Genomic DNA, 20,186 nt, shown 5'->3' with positions numbered 1-20,186 from the left:
ATGCAGTTTCAAGGATGACGGGAAATCTCATTTTAAGGAGTAAACACTATGCTAGCCGTAGAGTTGGTTATCGTTCTGCTGGCCATCTTTTTAGGGGCCAGGTTGGGCGGTATCGGTATCGGGTTCGCGGGGGGATTGGGCGTCTTGGTCCTGGCGCTGATCGGCGTCAAGCCGGGCAGCATTCCCTTCGACGTGATTTCCATCATCATGGCGGTGATCGCGGCGATCTCCGCCATGCAGGTCGCCGGGGGGATGGACTACCTGGTGCAGCAGACCGAAAAGCTGCTGCGCAAGAACCCCAAGCACATCACCATTCTCGCCCCTATCGTCACCTACTTCCTGACCATCTTTGCCGGTACCGGCAACATCTCGCTCTCGGCGCTGCCGGTGATCGCCGAAGTGGCGAAAGAACAGGGCATCAAGCCTTGCCGGCCGCTGTCGACCGCCGTGGTCTCCGCCCAGATCGCCATCACCGCCTCGCCGATCTCCGCCGCGGTGGTGTACATGTCTTCGGTGATGGAAGGCCACGGCGTCAGCTACCTGCACCTGCTGATGGTGGTGATCCCGTCCACCTTCTGCGCCGTGCTGGTGATGTCGCTGCTGGTGACCTGGCTGTTCGACTCCAAGCTGTCTAACGATCCGGTGTACCTGAAACGCCTGGAAGAAGGCCTGATCACCCTGCGCGGCAACAAGGCACTGGCGATCAAACCGCGCGCCAAAACCTCGGTGCTGTTGTTCCTGCTGGGCGTGCTGTGCGTGGTCGCCTACGCCATCATCAACAGCCCGGGCCTGGGCCTGGTGGCCAAGCCGCTGATGAACACCACCAACGCCATCCTGATCATCATGCTGAGCGTCGCCACCCTGACCACCCTGCTGTGCCGCGTCGACACCGACATGGTGCTGAACTCCAGCACCTTCAAGGCCGGCATGAGCGCCTGTATCTGTATTCTGGGCGTCGCCTGGCTGGGCGATACCTTCGTGCAGGCCAACATCGACTGGATCAAAGAGACGGCAGGCACGGTTATCCAATCGCACCCGTGGCTGCTGGCGGTGATCTTCTTCTTCTGCTCGGCGCTGCTGTACTCGCAGGCCGCTACCGCCAAGGCGCTGATGCCGATGGCGCTGGCGCTGAACGTATCGCCACTGACTGCCGTCGCTTCCTTCGCCGCCGTCTCCGGCCTGTTCATCCTGCCGACCTACCCGACGCTGGTCGCCGCGGTGCAGATGGACGATACCGGCACTACGCGCATCGGCCGTTTCGTGTTCAACCATCCGTTCTTCATTCCCGGCACCATGGGCGTGATCTTCGCCGTGGTATTCGGCTTCCTGCTCGGCAGCATCATGCTGTAACGCTTCGACCGGGGCTGCGGCCCCGGTTTTCCTTTTGGCGATAAACTCACCTTCTAGCCAATCCGCCTTCAGGGTATAGTGCCCATTCGAACCGATGAGAGGGCTGAAGATGTCTGATTGCGAAGCTGTCGTCATACTCTGTACCGCACCCGATGAAGCCAGCGCCCAGGAACTGGCGGCGCGGGTCTTGGGCGATAAGCTGGCGGCCTGCGCCACGCTGCTGCCCGGCGCCACCTCGCTGTATTACTGGGAAGGGAAACTGGAACAGGAATACGAAGTGCAGATGCTGTTCAAAAGCGATCGCCGCCGTCAGCAGGCCCTGCTCGACACCCTGAAACAACATCACCCCTACCAGACGCCCGAGCTGCTGGTGCTGCCGGTGATGGCCGGAGATAAAGACTACCTGTTATGGATCAACGCTTCATTAAACTGATTTTGCTGCTGTGCAGCCTGTTCTTCCTGCCGCAGGCGGCGCAGGCTTCGCTGTTCGCGCCGAAAGGCGGCAGCCAGTTCGTGCCTGTCGACCAGGCCTTCGCCTTCGATTTCAAACAGCAAGGCAGCCAGGTGATGCTGAATTGGCAGATCCGCCCCGGCTACTACCTGTATCGCCAGCAGATCAAACTGGTGCCGCAACAGGCGACGCTCGGCGCGTTTACCCTGCCCGAAGGGCTGAGCCACAAGGACGAGTTCTTTGGCGAAGTGGCGATTTTCAAACAACAGCTGAATCTGCAGGTGCCGCTGCAACAGGCGGCGGCCAACGCCAGCCTCAGCGTCACCTATCAAGGCTGCGCCGAGGCCGGCTTCTGCTACCCGCCGGAAACCCGGGTCATTCCATTGGATGTCGTCAGCGCCAGCGCGGCGGCCCCACTTCCGGCGGCTGCCCCTGCGCCAACCGAACAGCCCGCCGCACCGGCCAGCCTGCCATTCTCTCCGCTGTGGGCACTGCTGATCGGCATCGGCATCGCCTTCACCCCCTGCGTGCTGCCGATGTACCCGCTGATCTCCGGCATCATCCTCGGCCGCGACCGGCCGCAAAGCAGCGGCCGTATTCTGGCGCTGGCGGTGGTTTACGTGCAGGGCATGGCGCTCACCTACACCCTGCTGGGGCTGGTGGTGGCCGCCGCCGGCCTGCAATTCCAGGCGGCGCTGCAGCACCCTTACGTGCTGATCGGCCTGTCGGTGCTGTTTATCGCGCTGGCGCTGTCGATGTTCGGCCTCTATTCCCTGCAGCTGCCCTCGGCGCTGCAAACCCGGCTGGCGAACTGGAGCAATACCCAGCGCGGCGGTTCGCTGACCGGGGTGTTCCTGATGGGCGCCCTGGCCGGGCTGATTTGTTCCCCCTGCACCACCGCGCCGCTCAGCGCCATCCTGCTGTATATCGCCCAGAGCGGTAACCTGTGGGCCGGTGGCGGCACGCTGTACCTGTACGCGCTGGGGATGGGCATTCCGCTGGTGATCGTCACCCTGTTCGGCAACCGCCTGCTGCCGCGCAGCGGCCCGTGGATGCAGTACGTAAAAGAGGCCTTCGGCTTCGTGATCCTGGCGCTGCCGGTCTTCCTGCTGGAGCGAGTGATCGGCGATCTGTGGGGCATGCGCCTGTGGAGCCTGCTCGGCCTGGCGTTCTTCGGCTGGGCCTTCGCCCTGAGCCTGAGAAGCGCACGCGGCTGGGTGCGCGCCTTGCAGCTGCTGCTGCTGGCGGCGGCAGTGATCGCCGCACGGCCGCTGCAGGACTGGGCCTTCGGCGCCGACCAGGCGCAGCAGGCCGCTCAGTCGCACCTGACCTTTACCCGCATCAACAACGTCGAGCAGCTCGATCGGGCGCTGCAACAGGCGCGCGGCAAGCCGGTGATGCTGGACCTGTACGCCGACTGGTGCGTGGCCTGTAAAGAGTTCGAGAAATACACCTTCAGCGACGCGGCGGTGCAGGCGAGCCTGGCCAACGCGGTACTGCTGCAGGCGGACGTCACCGCCAACGGCGCGGAACAGGCGGCACTGCTGAAGCACCTGCAGGTGCTGGGGCTGCCGACGATCCTGTTCTTCGATCCGGCGGGCCAGGAGCTGACGGCCCAGCGGGTCACCGGTTTTATGAAGGCAGAAGCCTTCAACGCGCATTTGCAGAAAGTGATGCGACATACCCTATAGCTTTCGAGTTGCAGCTAGGCGGCAAGCACAGGAGTCCCCAGGAGCTGACTAAAGTAAGTGACTGGGGTGACAAATCTGCTGGGAGCAGATTTGAACACTGCCTACAGTGGCCCCGCAAGGGGTGAGGCCCATGGAGGGGCAGAATAACGGTGAGCAGCCAACAACGCTGCGGCTCGGAAGATGACGGGTATAATAAATAACACTGAGGTTCTGAACCGAAGAGGAGGAAGCACAAGTGCAACGTGAACACGTCCTTGATACCGCGCTGGGCCTGTTGGAACAACAGGGCCTGGCGACCGCCACATTAGAGATGCTGGCGGAAAAACTCGACGTTCAGCCCGGCGATCTCAAGCGGTTCTGGCCGGATCGCGAGGCGCTGCTGTACGACTGCCTGCGCTACCACGGCCAACAGATCGACACCTGGCGCCGCCAGCTGCTGCTGGACGAGCATCTGAGCCCACAGCAGAAGCTGCTGGCGCGCTATGACGTGCTGGCAGAATACGTGCAGCAAGACCGCTACCCCGGCTGCCTGTTCATCGCCGCCTGCAGCTTCTTCCCGGAAACGGATCACCCGATTCATCAGCTGGCGGAGCAGCAAAAGCTGACCTCGCTGGAGCTGACCCGCGAACTGCTGCGTGAAATGGACGCCGACGACGCCGACATGGTGGCGCAGCAAATGGAGCTGATTCAGGAAGGCTGCCTGAGCAAACTGCTGGTAAAACGCCAGCTCCAGGACGTATCGGTCGCCAAACGGCTGGCGGAAGACATCTTGCAGGTGGCGCAGTGCCGCCGCAACGGGGCGCTGAGCTGAGCGCGCTGCGCTTGCGGCACCGCCAACCCGAGGCGAGAACCCGAACAGGCGCATTTTTTGCGCCCTTTGCCTGAAAAGCCAGCAACCGGTGGCATTTTAACGCCTTTCACGCATAAAGCCGTTGACGGCTATCGGCCAATACGGTTTAATGCTGCCCGTTGCCCGGATAGCTCAGTCGGTAGAGCAGGGGATTGAAAATCCCCGTGTCCTTGGTTCGATTCCGAGTCCGGGCACCAAATTCATATCAACGGACCTCCACGGAGGTCCGTTTTTGCATTCTAAGCCTGCCAAAATCAACACTTCTACAATCCCTTAACTCCACCCAACTCAATCAACTTCAACCCGCATCAAGTCCCTTGCGAGGGTACAACTGAGGGTATAGTCTGATTCGATAAAATTTATACCCCTTTTACTATCAGGAGATACCGCCAATGGCGCTCACTGACGCTAAAATCCGTGCAGCTAAACCGGATGAAAAACCTTATAAACTTGCCGACAGCGGCAACATGTTTTTGCTCGTTCACCCTAACGGCTCACGCTACTGGCGACTCCGCTACCGATTTCTGGGCAAAGAGAAAACGCTCGCTCTGGGTGTCTATCCTGAAGTCTCGTTATCAGAAGCAAGGGAAAAACGCGATACGGCGAGGAAGCTGATAGCAGAGGGAACTGACCCGTGCGAACAGAAACGGATCAAAAAGTCGGTCCCCGAAACAGCTCAGACATTTGAAGGCATCGCAAGACAGTGGCATAAGAGCAACAAAAAATGGTCAGCCTCACATAGTGAGAAGATACTGAAAAGCCTCGAAACTCATGTGTTTCCCTTTATTGGCTCACGTGACATTACCACCCTCAGGACTCCCGATTTACTTGTCCCCGTTAAGGCTGCCGAAGCCAAAGAGATCTATGAGATTGCAGCACGCCTTCAGCAGCGTATCACTGCAATCATGCGCTATGCTGCCCAGTCAGGCATTATCACCTATAACCCTGCCGTGGATATGGCTGGCGCGTTAACCACGGTTAAACGCCAGCACCGCCCTGCCCTCGCCTTAAATCGCATTTCAGAGCTTCTTGAACGACTGGATGCATACAGAGGGCAACCTCTCACCCGATTGGCAACTAAACTCACCCTGCTTATCTTCATCCGTTCCAGTGAACTACGCTTTGCCAGGTGGTCTGAGATCGACTTTAAGAAAGCCATGTGGACCATTCCTCCTGAGCGGAAACCTATTGAAGGGGTCAAGTATTCCCATCGTGGCTCAAAAATGCGTACAGAGCATCTGGTACCACTCTCAACTCAGGCACTGGATATTCTGCAGCAGATCCACACCATCAGCGGTGAATATGAGTTGATTTTCACTGGCGACCATAATCCCTGGAAACCCATGAGTGAAAATACGGTGAATAACGCATTACGCCTGATGGGCTACGATACAAAGATCGATGTCTGTGGTCATGGCTTCCGGGCGATGGCTTGTAGTTCACTGATTGAGTCAGGGTTATGGTCGAGAGATGCAGTGGAGCGCCAGATGAGCCATCAGGAACGAAATGGTGTCCGCGCAGCTTATATCCATAAAGCGGAGTTTCTGGATGAACGCAGACTGATGCTGCAGTGGTGGGCTGATTTTCTTGATGCAAATGAGGAAAAAATAGTGAGCCCGTTTGACTTCGCAAAACTCCATTCTCGATAGCAGCCCGCATCAAAACCAATCAGGAAAATGCGGGATTCAAAACACGTGAATCGAGATGCAACTCGCTCACATGGATAAAAACAGCATTCGTGGGACGTATAACCACGCTCAGTATTTGGATGGGAGGAGGGAGATGATGCAGTGGTATGCAAGCTACATCGACAATCTTTATGCTCAGTAAGGGTGGATAAAAAATAGACGATACTGACGGGTACACCAGCTCAGCCTTTATGGCTGAGCTGTCAGGCTATTTATTTTTTTCGGCAAAATATTGTCATGTAACCGCCTTTTTCGGAATGCAACAGGATAACGGCATCGGCAATACGAACAATTTTTGTCTGCTGTGGAGTATCTGCCGCAGCATCATGATTGCAGGGAGACAACAAAACGCTCAGGGTACATGCTGATGCCGTCAGCGGATACTGAACAGCAACGCATCGGGGCTTTGGCTGTTTTAGCAGGGCACTTTGATCGTTCCCTGTCAGCTGCAATAGATGGTGATGATTGGAGAGAGCATCCCGCTTTTAACGAATACATTGCCATGGCACTGCCTGCTGCAGGCTTTATTCCCGCACACATCAAAAACAGACTGGTTGCAGAATTTGGCGAATTTCCCGGTTTTTTTAACGACTCTTACTGGAAGCCGAGGAGAGAGAAAATGGCCAGAAGTGCGCCGCCTAAGGACCGCAGCAGTACACGTGAGAGACTGTTCGCGGCGCTGACTTTATAACTTCCTATACATTTATTCCCTAGCTAATTATTATGATTGCTATTAACTTATTGATATCCCCTCTATGAAATAGTTGAAAATGTAATAATCAAATGGCTCAAAAAAACCATATAAAACAGTTTTATTCTCAATACTCAAATCCAAGAAATCATTAAAAACCTCATGCAATTCTTTTTCATGACTGCTTAGATCTATAATTCCAGTATTGTGGATGACTCTAGATAACATTCTCGGCAAGCCATATTCTTCGAGCTGATACACTAAAGGGGGAAGAAATGCATTCGATACTTTACTCACAAAAGGTGAAATATCGACATTAGAACCTAGTATCTTCTTTTGTAGTACATTTACATCGTTCAAAAGCGAAGCCAGCTTAAATGTTACATTTTTTTCCAATTCAAAAAATTGCTCAACGCCAATATCATGTGCACTGAGTTCAAGGAGTAACTCAGGGATAGTAAGCTCCCAATTTCGTGATAATATTTTTATGAATGCAACTACTTTGTTATATTCAGCTCCCCAGCCCCCTGCAGATAATCGGATAACTCGATAAAGACATCCCTCCCAATCTTCGGGATGTAACGAATTTAAGTAGCCTAATCCATTCCAACTGCGCTGATTGCTATAAATATCCTTTGCAATATCACGAATTACAAATGAGCTACTTGATTCCAGTAGTCCTTCTTCCTGCAGTGACTCAAGTGTTCCTTCACCTAACAACTCTACCATTTCTTCTTTATAGGCAATAATTTTGGCTATCTGCTCTTTACTTAATTCATTTTTAAATTCATCTAAATCGATACTACCTACAAGCTCATCAGGAAATGTCAAATCAAGTTGTATATCTTCGGTTTCTGGCGGTTTTTCTAAGATATAGATCTTGCCTATAAAATGTTTAAACATCCTCCCGCCGCGCCCAATAATGTTCCTATAGCTAAAATCATTGATTTTAGCCCGTCCTTTACCACTTTTGTTACTCCATAACACTACATTTTCTGCTGATGTATTGACACCTTCGATAATAGAAGATGTTGACACTAGGTTTTTTAGCCCATCAGGTTCTTCAAATAACCTAACTTGAATCTGGCTCAAGGAACGATGCAATCTCCCGTTATGAACACCTGTGCCACGTTTGACAAGACTTGTTAACTGCCAATTACTTTCATAGTTAATTGATAACCACGCACGAAAATCCCTCAACAAATTACTATCTGATATGGGATGTTGGTCAATTAAAAGATTAGACACATTAGATATATTTGAAAATGTTCCGGCATAAATGAGGGTTTTGCCTTTAGCATCTTTTAATATATCAAGTAAAATATTACTTTTTACTACTTCATTGCTGCCAATTTGATTATATAAGTTATGTTGCTCTAGGAATACCGTGTTGAAATTAATGCTGACAAATTCCATTTCTTTTGTGAAGAAGCTATCTTTTAAAGATGAAATATTTGGGGCTAAGAAATATTTTTGACTAGCTTTAGAACCCAATTTCATTATGGCATTTATTAATGCGGGGGAGCGTTCCTTATCAAATACCGAGCTGGCTTTATAAAATTCATCTACAATAAGCATGTCTATTTCATTTATTTTATCAACATAATGAATAGCTCTCTCTTGCGGAAAGATAAATATATTAAATTCATTCAACGCCACTTCTGATGTAGTTATTACTTTATATGTACCGCCAAATTTTTTATGTAATCTCCGCCTTGTTTCATCAGTTAAGGCTATAGTAGGTACAATTATTACTATATTTCGGGGTTTCTTCAACGAAATGAATGCATCGATAATGAAACTTTTTCCAAAACTAGTCGGAGCACTAACAGCAAGATTCTCCCCGTTAATTAGTTTTTTTAGTATTGCGGACTGTTCTCTATGTAGAGTAATCGGAGTATCTTCTCCTACATTAACTTTAAATGCCTCATGTATAAATCGCTCCTGCCAATCACTGGTCTCTGTTTGCAAATAAGGATAAAGACCAACTTGTCTTATCAAGTTATTAACCAGAGGAGAGTAATTGAGTTGTGTTTTTTGATGGTAGTCCAGTAGTTTTATTAACTCATTTCGCGCTCCTACCTCTTCCCCTCTTGTTATGAGGTCATTTATCTCGCTGCATTTGTCAAAAATATCCATTAAAATTCCTCCTTGTAAAACTCCACTTTTTTAACAAACTTATCCACTATCCTAGATTTGTTTGGGACAGGAAATAAGATGAAATGAAATGTGATCTGCTCATGTTGATGGATATCTTTTAATGAAACAACTTGTTTTTCAAAGAAAGATTTTGCTCTTTCAGTGTGATATTCAATAATATTTCTTTTATACTCAGGAGACATCATTGTTGCCGCACTGGTTGTCTCACATTCATGAAGAATAAATATTGGGATGTGGATTTTCGATTTTAGTAGGTCAATGGAGTTTTTTGGAGATAATGCATTTTTTATTTCGTTTCGTAAGTCAACATCCAGAATCAAATCATCAAGATCGTTGATATTTGTAATTATGCTGTTTTCTTTTTTTAACTTGTCAGTTTTTAACGAATTTTTTACTGACTCTATAATCCCTCCAAGTCTAGCATTCTCTATTGAATTATAAAATTTAGCCTCGCCAAACCATAACGAAAAATCGTTATCATGTAAAACTAAATGTACGCTATCAGCACCTTTAGCATTGTCTTGCGAATTTTGTTTATAGAATATTTTAGGTACTACTGGCAATGCTCCGTAATGATGTTTCATTATTCCATAAAGCATTATTTCAGCCAATTCACTTCCTTTACTAATGTCATTCTCTTTGTCAACCAAGCGAAGGTTTTCAGCTGCTGCACTCATCAAGGATGCCGAACGATCAATAAGTGAAGTTCTTTCTTTTGAAGACAATGACGTTTCAGCAATATTATCCCATATAAACAGATGGAAATTTTTATACCACCATTCCCCATCCTCAAAATCATTCACTATGCTTAAAACTGACTTATTATGTGATGGGGATAAACAATCACCACAAACATTTATAAATGAATCATCGATAAGCACTTGGAAATTCATACATTATCCCTTTCAAAAAGTACACATGCATTATCTGAATAATAATCAATTATTGAAGACAAAGCAAAAAAAACAGCTTTATCCAGCACAGATAGTGAATAGTAAAGTTAGTTTCGGTTTGATTAAATTGTTCACTGCATAATGCAGAAATTTACTGTCAACATAACACAAATAAATATATAATTATTCCTCATCTGGATGTTTTCGATTTATGGACAGTGACTATTTTATCTGAAAAATCAAACGATAACTCGACATCTCAATCACCCGCGCATCATCAGATTCGAGGTCATAGCGCATCAGCACCAGACTCCAAATATTCGTACGAATATTTGGAGTTCGATAATATAGCAATACTCCATATATTTTTATCCATTTTTAGATCAATGCTGACAGCCAGTAAAGAGAATGGACTAGTGTTTCCTGATTTTAGATATTTTTACAAGTGCGCCAATCAAAATTACCACCTCCTCTAAAATTCTGTTCAGGATAGTTATCAGGCAGCGTCAGGGACCATCCTTTTAGTCTTGACACACAAACAACAACAGGAAAAAGAGAATAATCTATTGACTCGCTAATAAACTGTGATTTGCCTATATGGCTCAAAAATTTATCACCACGATTCCAAATCGCTTTTCTTAGACGAATATTCCACTCTCGATAGCTTACACCAGCAATAACTGCCCCTTGTCCTTTTGGATTTGTTTTTTTCCAGTTAATATCACCACCGTCGCTTAAATATTGCCATATTGCATAACGCTCCAGCTCAAATTGGCTTGGCAATTGACTGGCGTGCTCAGAATTAACATGGTCAAGCAAATGTGGTTCAGCCAGCAACATTGCCATTGCTTTATGCATATAACCAAGCATAATTTCAGGATGCTCCGGCAATCCTTCCTCTGCGTTAAATAAGCTGAGATATGATAGATAAAGTGCATCATTTTGCACCGTTCTTCCGTTATCTTTGGCTGTTGAAACTATTTTTGCAGCCCGATATTGCAAACTTCCCCAGGATTCTGCTCCGCTGATTGGTCTGTAGCGATGAGAATAAAGATTTCCTGTAAGAAATCCTTCTGCAGATTTTAGATCATCGTTGTCCATTGCTGAAACTGCCCGAGCATGATCGGAAAGTGTCAGCGTATTATTTTTAAGGTTTTTTGCAGTATTGATTACCGGCCTGCATGCGGAAGACATAACGCTAGCGAACGCCACCAAAAAAGCAGTAATTGCAATCCTTTGAATCCTATTCATGCCTTTCCCTTTACTTATATATATATTTCGTTGTTATTTGGTATGGTTCAAGCGTAAGCAAGACAGTTGTACGACCTTTTTTGTAGTCGCTCTGCCATTTTGGGCAGTTTGTTATTTTGCTAACATCCAGTCCCTTGCTATACCAATCTTGCTGTTTTCTCTTGCATTCAGAAAGGCTCTTATAAAAGTTTCTCTTGTCAGTAACCGTTTCTTCCTTGTTTTTAGCCAGACCATATTGCTTTTCCAGAAATTTAGTCTGCTTTTGATAAATCTCAAGTCCCTCTTTTCCATTATCAACTCTTGCTGATTTTTTTCCGTTATCATGCTGTTCATCGACTGATGTTGTAAATACAGCCCCTTTCAGTCCAATTTTCTTATCAAAATATAAAGTTACATATTGGAATTCATCAGCATTCAATTCATATGGTTCTACCTCTGCAGAGATTAGGTTATGATCCCTCCCTGCGTAGTTTATATCCTGGACTGCCAATGAGTACAACGGAATGTTTCTTGCTTCATCGTAACTCATACCCCACCTTAAATTGTATGGTGCTGATGGCTCTCCATCATGATTCATACTGGCAACTGCTGCTTCGGATATAGACAAAAGGAAACACGTCGCCATTATCATTAATTCTGTTTTTTTCATTACCACCTCTCTTTTTTAAATATATCCATTTGAAATCACCTTTCATTCAGAATGAATGCATCAACGGCCAGCTTTTACAAAATCAATTTTTTCATTCTGTTTTATCTACTACTGGCAATGAGTTCCCCACTTTAATAATATGGACATCAACTGGGCCAAGACGATCTCAAGCTACTATATTTCTGACATCCTGGGCACAATACGTGCTCCATGATAGCAACATACTGGTATAGTGATTACTGAGTAAGAACATTAGGATACGATTGATGAGGCTTCTGAATCCCAAAATGACTGTCCTCATAGCCGCGCGGTTGACGACCGCGCTCAATATGAGGAAAAACCATGGCAAGAACCCGTGCGGAACGACGCCACCATATGCGTCGAATGAAACAAAAACGGCAACACGACAACGCGATTGGTAACTGCAGCCCGGAACATCAGGGTCATCATTATAAAACCCCGTGCAGTTGCTCCTGCTGGATGTGCGGGCACCTGCGTTACTGGCATGGACCAGGCATTCAGGAGAGACGCGCACGAGAAAAAAATATATAACGGCATAAACTTGGGCGCCAGGGCTTTTATGCCCGGGCGTCCGTTCTTTTTTTATCCTGTATGGCATTACCAAGTGGATTGAGTGACATCAGACTTCAATAGCGTAATAGGTCTACTCGTGCTCAGACAGATATCCATGCTTTTCAAGCATATCGTCGTAGCCCTTGCTTTTCAGCCTGCCGATGAACCGAGTTAACGGTCCGGCCTGGTAACATCGCGACAACCTTTCTTCCCAGAGCCGGATAATATTGCTGAAAAATACTGAGTTCTTCTGACGTCCATGCCTCTGCTCGTTTTAATCCTAATTTGGTCGCCTGCGTAGCAATAGCTCGTCTGGAACGATGAGGTAATAATGCATGAATTTCATTAAGATTATCTGAGTTAGCGTATTGAGAGGTTAATATCGCGTTCTCTTCAGGAGTCCATTTTCTGAGTCGCGCTTTCCCGAGTTTCATAACAGTAGCTCTGTTCCTCACAGCACTGGCAGTTTTGTTGAGAGTAATGGCGATATCCTCAACATTCATATGACCATAGTGCTCTTTCAAAAATTTAATTGCATCAGGATGCCAATCCCGGACATCGGTAACACCGGCTTTAGCTGCCTGTTTTCTGATAGACTCCTTATCACGGTGCGGCAACAGAGTCTGCACCATGACAATACTAGCACCGTGTGAATAATATTTTTTCACTACCTCAATTTCAGCTAGCGACCACGGTTTAGCTCCCGTACGACCAACACCAAGTTTTAGCGCCATTGCTCTGACTGCCGGAATACCTCTCCCCAGAAAATCTGCTATCTGCTGCGTCGGGAGTTTACCGTAACTCTTTTCGACAAACTCCATCTCACTGAGGCTCCAGCGAGAAAAATGATTTCGTCGTAATGAATTTTTATCAGACATATGTTATTGCTCTATCAGTACTGTCGATTGTTCAAGTAGATGAATCAGCGAATCCAGGGGACGGACAGCCTGCTCTGTATTCACTCCGGAAGCTGAAACGAGCTGTCAGAGATGCTCTGCAACCGGGAGAACACTGGCAAATTTGCTGGTAATGCGCCAGACGCTCGTCTTCATTTTCTGCCTGCCCGGGGCATCCAGTTACCCGACAGCGCCCGAAACTGCATCATTCCATCGTGCCCACCATTCAGTTCACTTGCAGGCAACGTACTGGCCGCCTGGTACTGTTCCCAGCGCTGTAGTGGTGCCCGTGTCCATTATTTTAAAAGCGAAAAAAGCGGGATTCCGATGGATGGCTAAATCTGACCGGAACAAATCGGCACGAATTACATCAGAATCAATGGTCGGATTGTGTCGGAATACGCAGCGGAGTCAGCCCACGTCAAAGATTAGATACAATTCCATTACATCCCATACCTCCAAGCAACTTTTCAGCATTGCTCAATAATTGTAGCTTCACATCACTCTCAGGCATTGACCACGCCTCGCCCAGCAATCGAACTGTAATATTGAAATCCCATGGCATCACAGTTAGATTGTTAAATTGAGCAAATGGCCCGTCGCTCTCTGGCACAACCCTGTCTTTAGGAAGCTTAGTAGCAAGAGCTTTCCCTGCGGCAGAGTTGAAAGCTGCCGGACCAATACTGAACCAGCATCCCTGCGCTGAAGCATTTTTCAATTCCGTAACACTTCCAGTGAACCAATGTAAAATAGGAATTCCGTGAGAGGGGAACGCTTTTAAGGTAGCCAGCACATCCGGAACGGCCTGTCTTGAGTGAATGCTCATTGCTCGTCCCCCAACATCGTGGCACTTCCTGACCACCTCGGAAAACACTCGACGTTGCATCGCGTAACTGGTGGAATATCGTTTTGAACCATCCAGTCCAACCTCACCTACGGCAGCTACGTTTTGAATCAACTCGAGAAGCATTTCCAATTCCTGGAAACGATCAGCGACAATTTCAGGATGAAGCCCAGGACTGATCATTACCGATTCATGTTTTTCTAAAACATGACTTGTAGCCTGAAAAGCCTTTGGGCTCGTAGTAACTAACCAAGTGAAAACATTACGCTCAATCGCACCAGCATAAACATCTCTAGCCTTGGGATACAAATCAACGTGACAGTGAAAATCAATCAAAGCAATTTATCCTGAGTGAGTACAGTTTCTAGCTCTTTTATACCTTCTTGCAAAACTCTACGGTACATAGGGCGCTCGTTAATCGGTGCAAAAGCCAACGAGCCACCAAGAAATCTGTCAAGCCCCCTCTTCCTTACATCAAGGATGGCAAGTGCAACAGCCATAGGATCATCGGGTGCACTTGATTTGTCACTGCCAACAACAGACCCAAAGCGGTAAGACGTTGTATCCCCCTCAGGTTTCCATGCAAGGAATGCAGCCCGACGGATCAAGCATGGAACACAGCGTCCACAGTGCTGACGATTATAAGTTCGAAAACGGCCACAACTTGTAGAATCAGCAGCCCATTTTTGCAAGAGGTCTTGGTCAATACATTCCCGCATCATTTCGCCTTTAGTTTTAAAACGGTAAGGCAATTGAAACTGCACATGAATACCCAAAGTATCCAGAACTCTTTGCAACATATCGATAAATATAGGATGTGTTGTTCGAGTACTCAAACTAGATACACGCCCTGGAACCAAAGGAGGATTAATGGAGATCACCCCATTTTCGGGGATAAATATTGTAGGCTTCGGTAGGTTGATTTTTGTTGAAGCAAGTAGTGCAAATGCATAAAAAGCTAATGAACGACCACGTGTAGAAGGTTCGCGCGATCCTTTGAAGCTGATACCATGACTCCATTGATAATGTGAGCCATTTCCCATCAGCATAGTCGCGTATGCTCTCTGTCTCTCCGAATCTTTATGCGCGAGCTGAGAAACAAATAGAGGTTTTTGGCCTTTAGCTACCAAATCAATCCCACCTATTAGACTATCTAGTCCACCCGATAATAAAGACACGCAGTCATTGCTGAGAAAATCGCCATCTCCTTGAGGAGGTTCCATGCCTGCATTATTGAAGTTTAATAACCAATAATCACCAGTCAGAACTTTTAGCATATCTTCAAGATCGGATTTCAGCGGTAGCCATTTATCTGGATCGCACAATCCAACCGTAAGCTGAATATTCCGGGTCCAGCCATCTGCACTTGTTCTTCTAGTGCTTGATAGATCCGCGCTACATACCGCGAGGCAAAACTGTACAAAATCCAAATCTCTGTTGAAGGTCGAAACCCACCCCGTTTCAATGCACCATGCCATCGATTCGCAATTGTACCGACACCTGCACGCTTAGCGCCTTTGAAATAGGAGAATACTCGCACATCAGCAGGAATCGACGCTGGTATAAGTTCTGCTTTAGTACACATAACTTTAATCATTCTGAAAATACCTCTAAGGCAGAGAAGAGAATGGACTGAGCCAAGCTCTTCGGAGTTGTGTTTTTTGTAGTTTGTTTTTCCAATACCACTCTAACCTTAGCGCCGACCCACTCGCGAATATCAGAACGCCGTTCCTGAATTAATAGAGGATCATATTTTAATTTTTCGTAAGTCTGCCCAAGCTGGAGATCTATTCGATTACAAATCTCATTCGCAATGGTCAACCCCATGACTTCAGCTACTTGCGCATCCGTGAGATTGAATATGTCCACTTCCGGATAAAGTTCATAGAGTTGCGCCATAGCCTCCGCGCCAGCATTACGGAGAGATTCATCATCAACGCTTCCTGTCTCAGGAATAACTTCTTTCAAAATTTCAAGAGTAAGATCCGTTGCCGAAAGATTCTCTTGACGAACGTGAGTAAGCCAATCAATCACTCGCTGATCGCTTCTATCCCTGACTGATGTCAGGAACTCACCAAGACTACCGACACCGCTGGCAACGCCTCGCATAGTAGTGGCAGCTCGTCGCGCTCCTCCCATTCCTTTCGAGACCATGCTTTTTGTCGCACCGCGTAAATTGTCGTGGCTGCCATTTTGCAGGTATCCACCAAGTAGCGAACGAGCAGGTCCAAACCGTCGTTCAGGGGCGACTGCGCCATCAGGAATTACATTTTCACCATTCTCCTGCGATGGTGAATCAGGCGAATCTCCTCCACCTGTTGTAGTGCCACTTTCAGGTTTTAACCATTCAGGGTCAAACGGTGAGCCTGCGCGCCCTCCCCCACTAGAGGTTGATGTTCCCATTAGCGCCCCCTCCCAAGGTCCACAATTGCCTTCCTAGTCGTCTTTGGTAATTCGTTAAGATCTTTCCATCGTTCCAAAAGTTGCTGTGCCCATGACTGAGCACCAAGAGTTGGGATTAAACCTGGGCCAATAAGTTTCAGAGGAGCCTGCTCCAACAGGCTGACCGCTTTATTTCCAATTTCCTTGTAAACCTTGCAGCACTCAATCAGCATTACAATATCCTTGTAACTCTTCCAGGTACGTGAACCACTGTTACTCTGCCACGCCTTAGTCATCGCCAACTCAGTCTGTGAAGGTCCTATTTTCTTCATAAGTTCGACTAAGGATTCATGACCATTAGTTGCAATTTTCAATGCATCTCTCAATTTTCTAGAATCTGGAGTCATGTTGTCATCACCGAAGTCACGAGTTCCAGAGTCACGACTTAGATGGAGAAGTGGGCGCAAATCCTCGGTTCCCAGAGTTGGCAGGAGTTGGAGCCACTGCTGAGTAAATGGTGTATCCTTAAAAGGCTCAGGTAAACTACTCTGACCCGCTGCAGCGGCTTCAGCGTCCGCCAAAACTTGTACCCGACCATCATTGTCCGAATGAACACGACTGGCAAGTTCCTCTGCGAGGCTTTCATCGCACCTTTCAAGGAGATGCCATTTTGCCAGTGCTGCTATATCTAAAGTTATTCCTTGAGGCGCGGAGAGAGCATCACGCAGATAAACGGTATTTAAAAATCTTTTCATTAACCGGGGATTGGCGTTCACTGCTAAAGAACTATGGAGAAGTGCCGCAAGACCCTGGGCTAAATCCATTAAACTTTTGAGTGCATCAACATGCTCTACCAGTTCATATAGAAACTCTTGATTGATTGTTTCACCTTTCCAACTATTACGCAGTTTCTCAGGGATAACGCTAAGCGCATGATTGAACCTTTCCTTGCTAAAATGGCCTGCGTTAGTCTCTCGCTCAAGCAGCAAAAGCACCAGATACGCTTTCGCCTCATTCAAACCAAGGCGAGGAACATGGAGTGGAACCTGTATTAATTTATCGAAATAGTTAGTTGCAACATCGCCCGTAATTCCTGCGCCATCAAAGTGAACCTTCACTGCAGCTTTTATAAAATCATTATCTGCAGCAATAACGAAAGCGCTACGGCGAATAAATAGTAATAAACGAATTGATTCAAGTGTTGAAATTGCTGTTTGTGGCAAACATCTGTCTAAATCATCCACAAATATTACTAGCGTAATTTTCAACTCATCGAGAATACTCTCTAAAGTATCCCTGAATGCCTGAATATGGGCTGGCATCGAGAATGGTTCACTCGGTTTTAGAAGACCACTGGTATTTAGCTCGAGACTATCTGTATCTGATGATCCATTGCTCGATTTGTCATCCGACGCAAACCAACCAGCCAATTTACAAATGGTTTTTCCAAGAGAACCAATAGGAATGCCAGTAGTTAAAGTCAATGCAGCTTCGCCACTTAATTGAGCGACTCGGAGAAGATTTATCCTTCGCCACAATTCAGATACTTTGTCAGTGATAGTCTTATTTTCATCTGTAAGCCGAACAATCTCGTCCCCCACAATTTGTAACAATGCACTTCTGGCGGACTCAAAATCTTGGTATAGCCATGGATTGAAAGTGAGTACGACGAAGGAATGCTTTTCTTGATTTCCCTCTTTAACCAACGCCCCTTCAACTGAAGAGCTCTCTAGGCGGGATGCAATCATTTTCACCAGAGAAGATTTACCAGCTCCCCAGCCACCTGAGACTCCTATAGAAATAGGTTCCCCATTAGCCTGCTTCAGCATACTTGCACATGCATCAGCAACAACACCAAAATTCAAATAATCGACAGTTGTCTCGTTATCATGCCACATAGTCAAAAATCCAATTAAAATTTCACTAAAATAAACAAAATATGAGTAATACTGCTACCATTGTCTTCAGATTCACAAATCTTCTCTTGTACAGGGGACCTGTCCAGCAGGTCTATACAGCACTCTGCAAAGCTGTTTGGTACCGCAAGAGCAACAACATGACGAGCACGGGTTTCTGTGAGCTACCGGTCACTCACGCTGCACCTCTTTCACCTGTGCGCTGTTTTCCATTTGTCCCAGCGTATAAATCTGTGACCGGAGATGCTGCTCAAGCTGCCTGATAAGCTGCTGACGCTGAGGGGAACCGACGGGCAGGTGCTGAATTTGTCGAAGTTGCTCTTCTGTCGGTACAGTCTGTCCAAAATCAGTCATCATGCCAAAGACAGAGGATTTCAGTTCGCTGACCGTCATGTATTTTCCCTTCTGTTCGTCCAGCCCGTTCAGCCGGCTGGTCAGTTGCTGCAGCTTCGTCATGCCCTGGTGCCAGCCGTCCAGTTTTTCAGCTGGCAGCGCACTCGCGTTGAGCTGTTGCTGCCACTGTTGTGCCAGAGGCTTGCTCTGTTCCGGCCACAGAGCCTGTGCCTGTTCTGTAAGTTTTCTGGCGTAAGCAAGATTCCAGTCAGGCGGCAACTTATCCAGTCGGGCAAGCTGCTGCTGTGTCTGCGCGATAAGGTCCTGCGGTAACGGAGTTTGCTGACGCAACATCCCCACCTGTTCAGACGAGAGAGGTGCAGGGAACGGAGCCAATGAAGCAGCAAGCTGGGTCTGCAGTGGATCAGGATGGTAAAGATACTGCCAGCCCCACATGGTGATGACGCTTATCCCCAGCATAGTACACATTCCGGCGGCGAAGGATTTCCATTTTTTGGCCGGAGCCGGCACCGCTGCAAGTACTTCCACATTAACCTGGTGTTCCGGTTGCGTTACATACACCCACTTCACTGGACTGGCCGGTGCGTCTTTCTCTGCAATCGGGATACCAGAGTGGGCTTCAGATGATATCCCTGAATCATTCATTGTCGCAGCAGGCAGCACGATACCGGGCTGAATAGCAGCGCCGGAACCTGAGACACCATCACTGTTTTCCAGCCGAACAGCACTGTTATGCATCAAGGTGCGCAGTGTATCGAACTGGCTAAGATGTTTGAGTTCCAGCCGCTGGAGCACCGCCCCCAGGCTGGCAAGCTGCTGTTCGGCACGATAAAGCTGACTGAGGTCACTGTAATTCAAGGGGAGCGTACGCATCAGCTGTTGTATACGCTGGCTCAGACCACTGAGGATTTCCATCCGGGCATGTACCGGCTGCGGCCAGAGCGCCCCCCACTGATGGCTTATCAGGGCTTCCAGTATCGCCAGCCCTTCATTCAGGCCAAACAGCCCGGCCAGTTGAGTCCGGGCAAGCGTGTACCAGGCTGCCGTCTGCAGCTCCACGCCGTTTTGCTCAAACAACGAAAGACAGAGTTTTTCGGCATAACACCAGTTCACATCCGGACGCGCCGGATGTGACAGCTTACTCAGCTCATCGCGCAGAGCAGCATAATCCGGCAGCGTGCGCGGGTCGCTGCCGGTTTTAATTTTACGGGAGGGAATGTCATTCATGACCAGATATCCATTTGACTTGCATACAGAGCCTGAGGGTTATTATTTATGCCGCTTCGCTTTCCGCATATTCCTGGCTTTGCAGGTACTGTAATGCTGCCGGGTCGGCAATATAGTCAACCCGCCCATGGTGACGTTCCACCTCATTAATTATTTTACTGAGATCTACCCGGAAAAATTCTTTGCGTAAGTTAATCCTGTTAATGCGGTAACTTTCCAGATGATCGTGCAGCGTTTTTTCCAGTGCGGGCGCGTCATCGCAGGAAATCATGGCGTGGACATCAAAATCGAAGGGTACGGATGCCCCGCTTAACTCTTTG

At 47.9% G+C, this 20,186-nt stretch carries 17 protein-coding genes, 1 tRNA gene and 1 pseudogene; 8 read left to right on the top strand and 11 right to left on the bottom strand.

The features are described from left to right. Window positions 1-48: 48 nt before the first annotated feature. The 8 genes and pseudogenes from BHU62_RS07195 (at window position 49) to BHU62_RS07165 (ending at window position 6,721) form a co-directional block, all read left to right on the top strand. Window positions 49-1,350, top strand: coding sequence for an anaerobic C4-dicarboxylate transporter (locus BHU62_RS07195; RefSeq protein WP_073531261.1), 1,302 nt, complete (start codon window positions 49-51; stop codon window positions 1,348-1,350). Window positions 1,351-1,459: 109 nt separating this feature from the next. Next, window positions 1,460-1,783, top strand: coding sequence for a divalent cation tolerance protein CutA (gene cutA / locus BHU62_RS07190; protein ID WP_004929657.1), 324 nt, complete (start codon window positions 1,460-1,462; stop codon window positions 1,781-1,783). Then, complete coding sequence (locus BHU62_RS07185; protein WP_073531222.1) at window positions 1,759-3,492, top strand: protein-disulfide reductase DsbD; 1,734 nt, start codon at window positions 1,759-1,761, stop codon at window positions 3,490-3,492. The genes cutA and BHU62_RS07185 overlap by 25 nt, the downstream gene beginning before the upstream one ends. A 235-nt stretch (window positions 3,493-3,727) precedes the next feature. Further along, window positions 3,728-4,303, top strand: coding sequence for a division control transcriptional repressor DicD (dicD, locus tag BHU62_RS07180; protein WP_073531149.1), 576 nt, complete (start codon window positions 3,728-3,730; stop codon window positions 4,301-4,303). A gap of 160 nt (window positions 4,304-4,463) precedes the next feature. Beyond that, window positions 4,464-4,539 (top strand) — tRNA-Phe (locus BHU62_RS07175). A 195-nt stretch (window positions 4,540-4,734) separates the two neighbouring features. Beyond that, window positions 4,735-5,991, top strand: coding sequence for a tyrosine-type recombinase/integrase (locus BHU62_RS07170; protein WP_073531145.1), 1,257 nt, complete (start codon window positions 4,735-4,737; stop codon window positions 5,989-5,991). Window positions 5,992-6,040: 49 nt separating this feature from the next. Continuing rightward, a pseudogene (locus BHU62_RS25380) lies at window positions 6,041-6,172 on the top strand (hypothetical protein); the annotation flags it as partial. 153 nt (window positions 6,173-6,325) lie between these two features. Next, window positions 6,326-6,721 carry a hypothetical protein gene (locus BHU62_RS07165; RefSeq protein WP_139282256.1) on the top strand — a complete coding sequence of 132 codons (396 nt, stop codon included), beginning with the start codon at window positions 6,326-6,328 and terminating at the stop codon, window positions 6,719-6,721. Between the two features lie 42 nt (window positions 6,722-6,763). Here the strand turns inward: BHU62_RS07165 and BHU62_RS07160 are convergent, their stop codons facing one another. From BHU62_RS07160 to BHU62_RS07105, 11 genes are all read right to left on the bottom strand, one after another. After that, on the bottom strand, window positions 6,764-8,860 hold the full coding sequence (locus BHU62_RS07160) for a DEAD/DEAH box helicase (RefSeq protein WP_073531138.1): 2,097 nt from the start codon (window positions 8,858-8,860) through the stop codon (window positions 6,764-6,766). Beyond that, entirely contained in the window at window positions 8,860-9,774 is a 915-nt protein-coding gene (locus BHU62_RS07155; RefSeq protein WP_073531136.1) for a DUF1837 domain-containing protein, read from the bottom strand. The genes BHU62_RS07160 and BHU62_RS07155 overlap by 1 nt, the downstream gene beginning before the upstream one ends. Window positions 9,775-10,203: 429 nt before the next feature. Beyond that, window positions 10,204-10,968 (bottom strand): transcriptional regulator, encoded by a 765-nt coding sequence (locus BHU62_RS07150; RefSeq protein WP_073531493.1) that lies wholly within the window; start codon window positions 10,966-10,968, stop codon window positions 10,204-10,206. Window positions 10,969-11,035: 67 nt separating this feature from the next. Continuing rightward, window positions 11,036-11,674, bottom strand: a complete 639-nt coding sequence (locus BHU62_RS07145; RefSeq protein WP_073531093.1) for a hypothetical protein — start codon at window positions 11,672-11,674, stop codon at window positions 11,036-11,038. A 695-nt stretch (window positions 11,675-12,369) separates the two neighbouring features. After that, the gene (locus BHU62_RS07135) at window positions 12,370-13,125 is read right to left on the bottom strand and encodes a hypothetical protein (protein WP_139282255.1); all 756 of its coding nucleotides are present in this window, start codon (window positions 13,123-13,125) and stop codon (window positions 12,370-12,372) included. 439 nt (window positions 13,126-13,564) lie between these two features. After that, window positions 13,565-14,323, bottom strand: coding sequence for a Qat anti-phage system TatD family nuclease QatD (gene qatD, locus BHU62_RS07130; protein ID WP_073531014.1), 759 nt, complete (start codon window positions 14,321-14,323; stop codon window positions 13,565-13,567). Next, window positions 14,320-15,465, bottom strand: coding sequence for a Qat anti-phage system QueC-like protein QatC (qatC, locus tag BHU62_RS07125; protein ID WP_236720650.1), 1,146 nt, complete (start codon window positions 15,463-15,465; stop codon window positions 14,320-14,322). Before qatC ends, qatD begins: the two co-directional genes overlap by 4 nt. A gap of 115 nt (window positions 15,466-15,580) precedes the next feature. Beyond that, window positions 15,581-16,390, bottom strand: a complete 810-nt coding sequence (locus BHU62_RS25375) for a hypothetical protein (protein WP_073530994.1) — start codon at window positions 16,388-16,390, stop codon at window positions 15,581-15,583. Then, on the bottom strand, window positions 16,390-18,267 hold the full coding sequence (locus BHU62_RS07115; protein WP_073530963.1) for a P-loop NTPase fold protein: 1,878 nt from the start codon (window positions 18,265-18,267) through the stop codon (window positions 16,390-16,392). The genes BHU62_RS25375 and BHU62_RS07115 overlap by 1 nt, the downstream gene beginning before the upstream one ends. Before the next feature lie 189 nt (window positions 18,268-18,456). Continuing rightward, window positions 18,457-19,866, bottom strand: coding sequence for a VasL domain-containing protein (locus BHU62_RS07110; RefSeq protein ID WP_073530946.1), 1,410 nt, complete (start codon window positions 19,864-19,866; stop codon window positions 18,457-18,459). A 46-nt stretch (window positions 19,867-19,912) separates the two neighbouring features. Next, window positions 19,913-20,186 (bottom strand): GIY-YIG nuclease family protein (locus BHU62_RS07105; protein ID WP_139282254.1); only part of this gene is annotated, 274 nt, incomplete at its 5' end.

This window comes from Serratia marcescens (assembly GCF_001902635.1).
Lineage (GTDB): Bacteria > Pseudomonadota > Gammaproteobacteria > Enterobacterales > Enterobacteriaceae > Serratia > Serratia marcescens_F.
This window is presented reverse-complemented; position numbering and strand designations above follow the sequence as displayed.

Coding starts and splice junctions, on each gene's coding strand:
- BHU62_RS07195 (WP_073531261.1), top strand. CDS start 49: ATGCTAGCCGTAGAGTTGGTTATCGTTCTGCTGGCCATCTTTTTAGGG.
- cutA (WP_004929657.1), top strand. CDS start 1,460: ATGTCTGATTGCGAAGCTGTCGTCATACTCTGTACCGCACCCGATGAA.
- BHU62_RS07185 (WP_073531222.1), top strand. CDS start 1,759: ATGGATCAACGCTTCATTAAACTGATTTTGCTGCTGTGCAGCCTGTTC.
- BHU62_RS07170 (WP_073531145.1), top strand. CDS start 4,735: ATGGCGCTCACTGACGCTAAAATCCGTGCAGCTAAACCGGATGAAAAA.
- BHU62_RS07160 (WP_073531138.1), bottom strand. CDS start 8,860: ATGGATATTTTTGACAAATGCAGCGAGATAAATGACCTCATAACAAGA.
- BHU62_RS07155 (WP_073531136.1), bottom strand. CDS start 9,774: ATGAATTTCCAAGTGCTTATCGATGATTCATTTATAAATGTTTGTGGT.
- BHU62_RS07150 (WP_073531493.1), bottom strand. CDS start 10,968: ATGTCTTCCGCATGCAGGCCGGTAATCAATACTGCAAAAAACCTTAAA.
- BHU62_RS07145 (WP_073531093.1), bottom strand. CDS start 11,674: ATGAAAAAAACAGAATTAATGATAATGGCGACGTGTTTCCTTTTGTCT.
- BHU62_RS07135 (WP_139282255.1), bottom strand. CDS start 13,125: ATGTCTGATAAAAATTCATTACGACGAAATCATTTTTCTCGCTGGAGC.
- qatC (WP_236720650.1), bottom strand. CDS start 15,465: ATGGCATGGTGCATTGAAACGGGGTGGGTTTCGACCTTCAACAGAGAT.
- BHU62_RS25375 (WP_073530994.1), bottom strand. CDS start 16,390: ATGGGAACATCAACCTCTAGTGGGGGAGGGCGCGCAGGCTCACCGTTT.
- BHU62_RS07115 (WP_073530963.1), bottom strand. CDS start 18,267: ATGTGGCATGATAACGAGACAACTGTCGATTATTTGAATTTTGGTGTT.
- BHU62_RS07110 (WP_073530946.1), bottom strand. CDS start 19,866: ATGAATGACATTCCCTCCCGTAAAATTAAAACCGGCAGCGACCCGCGC.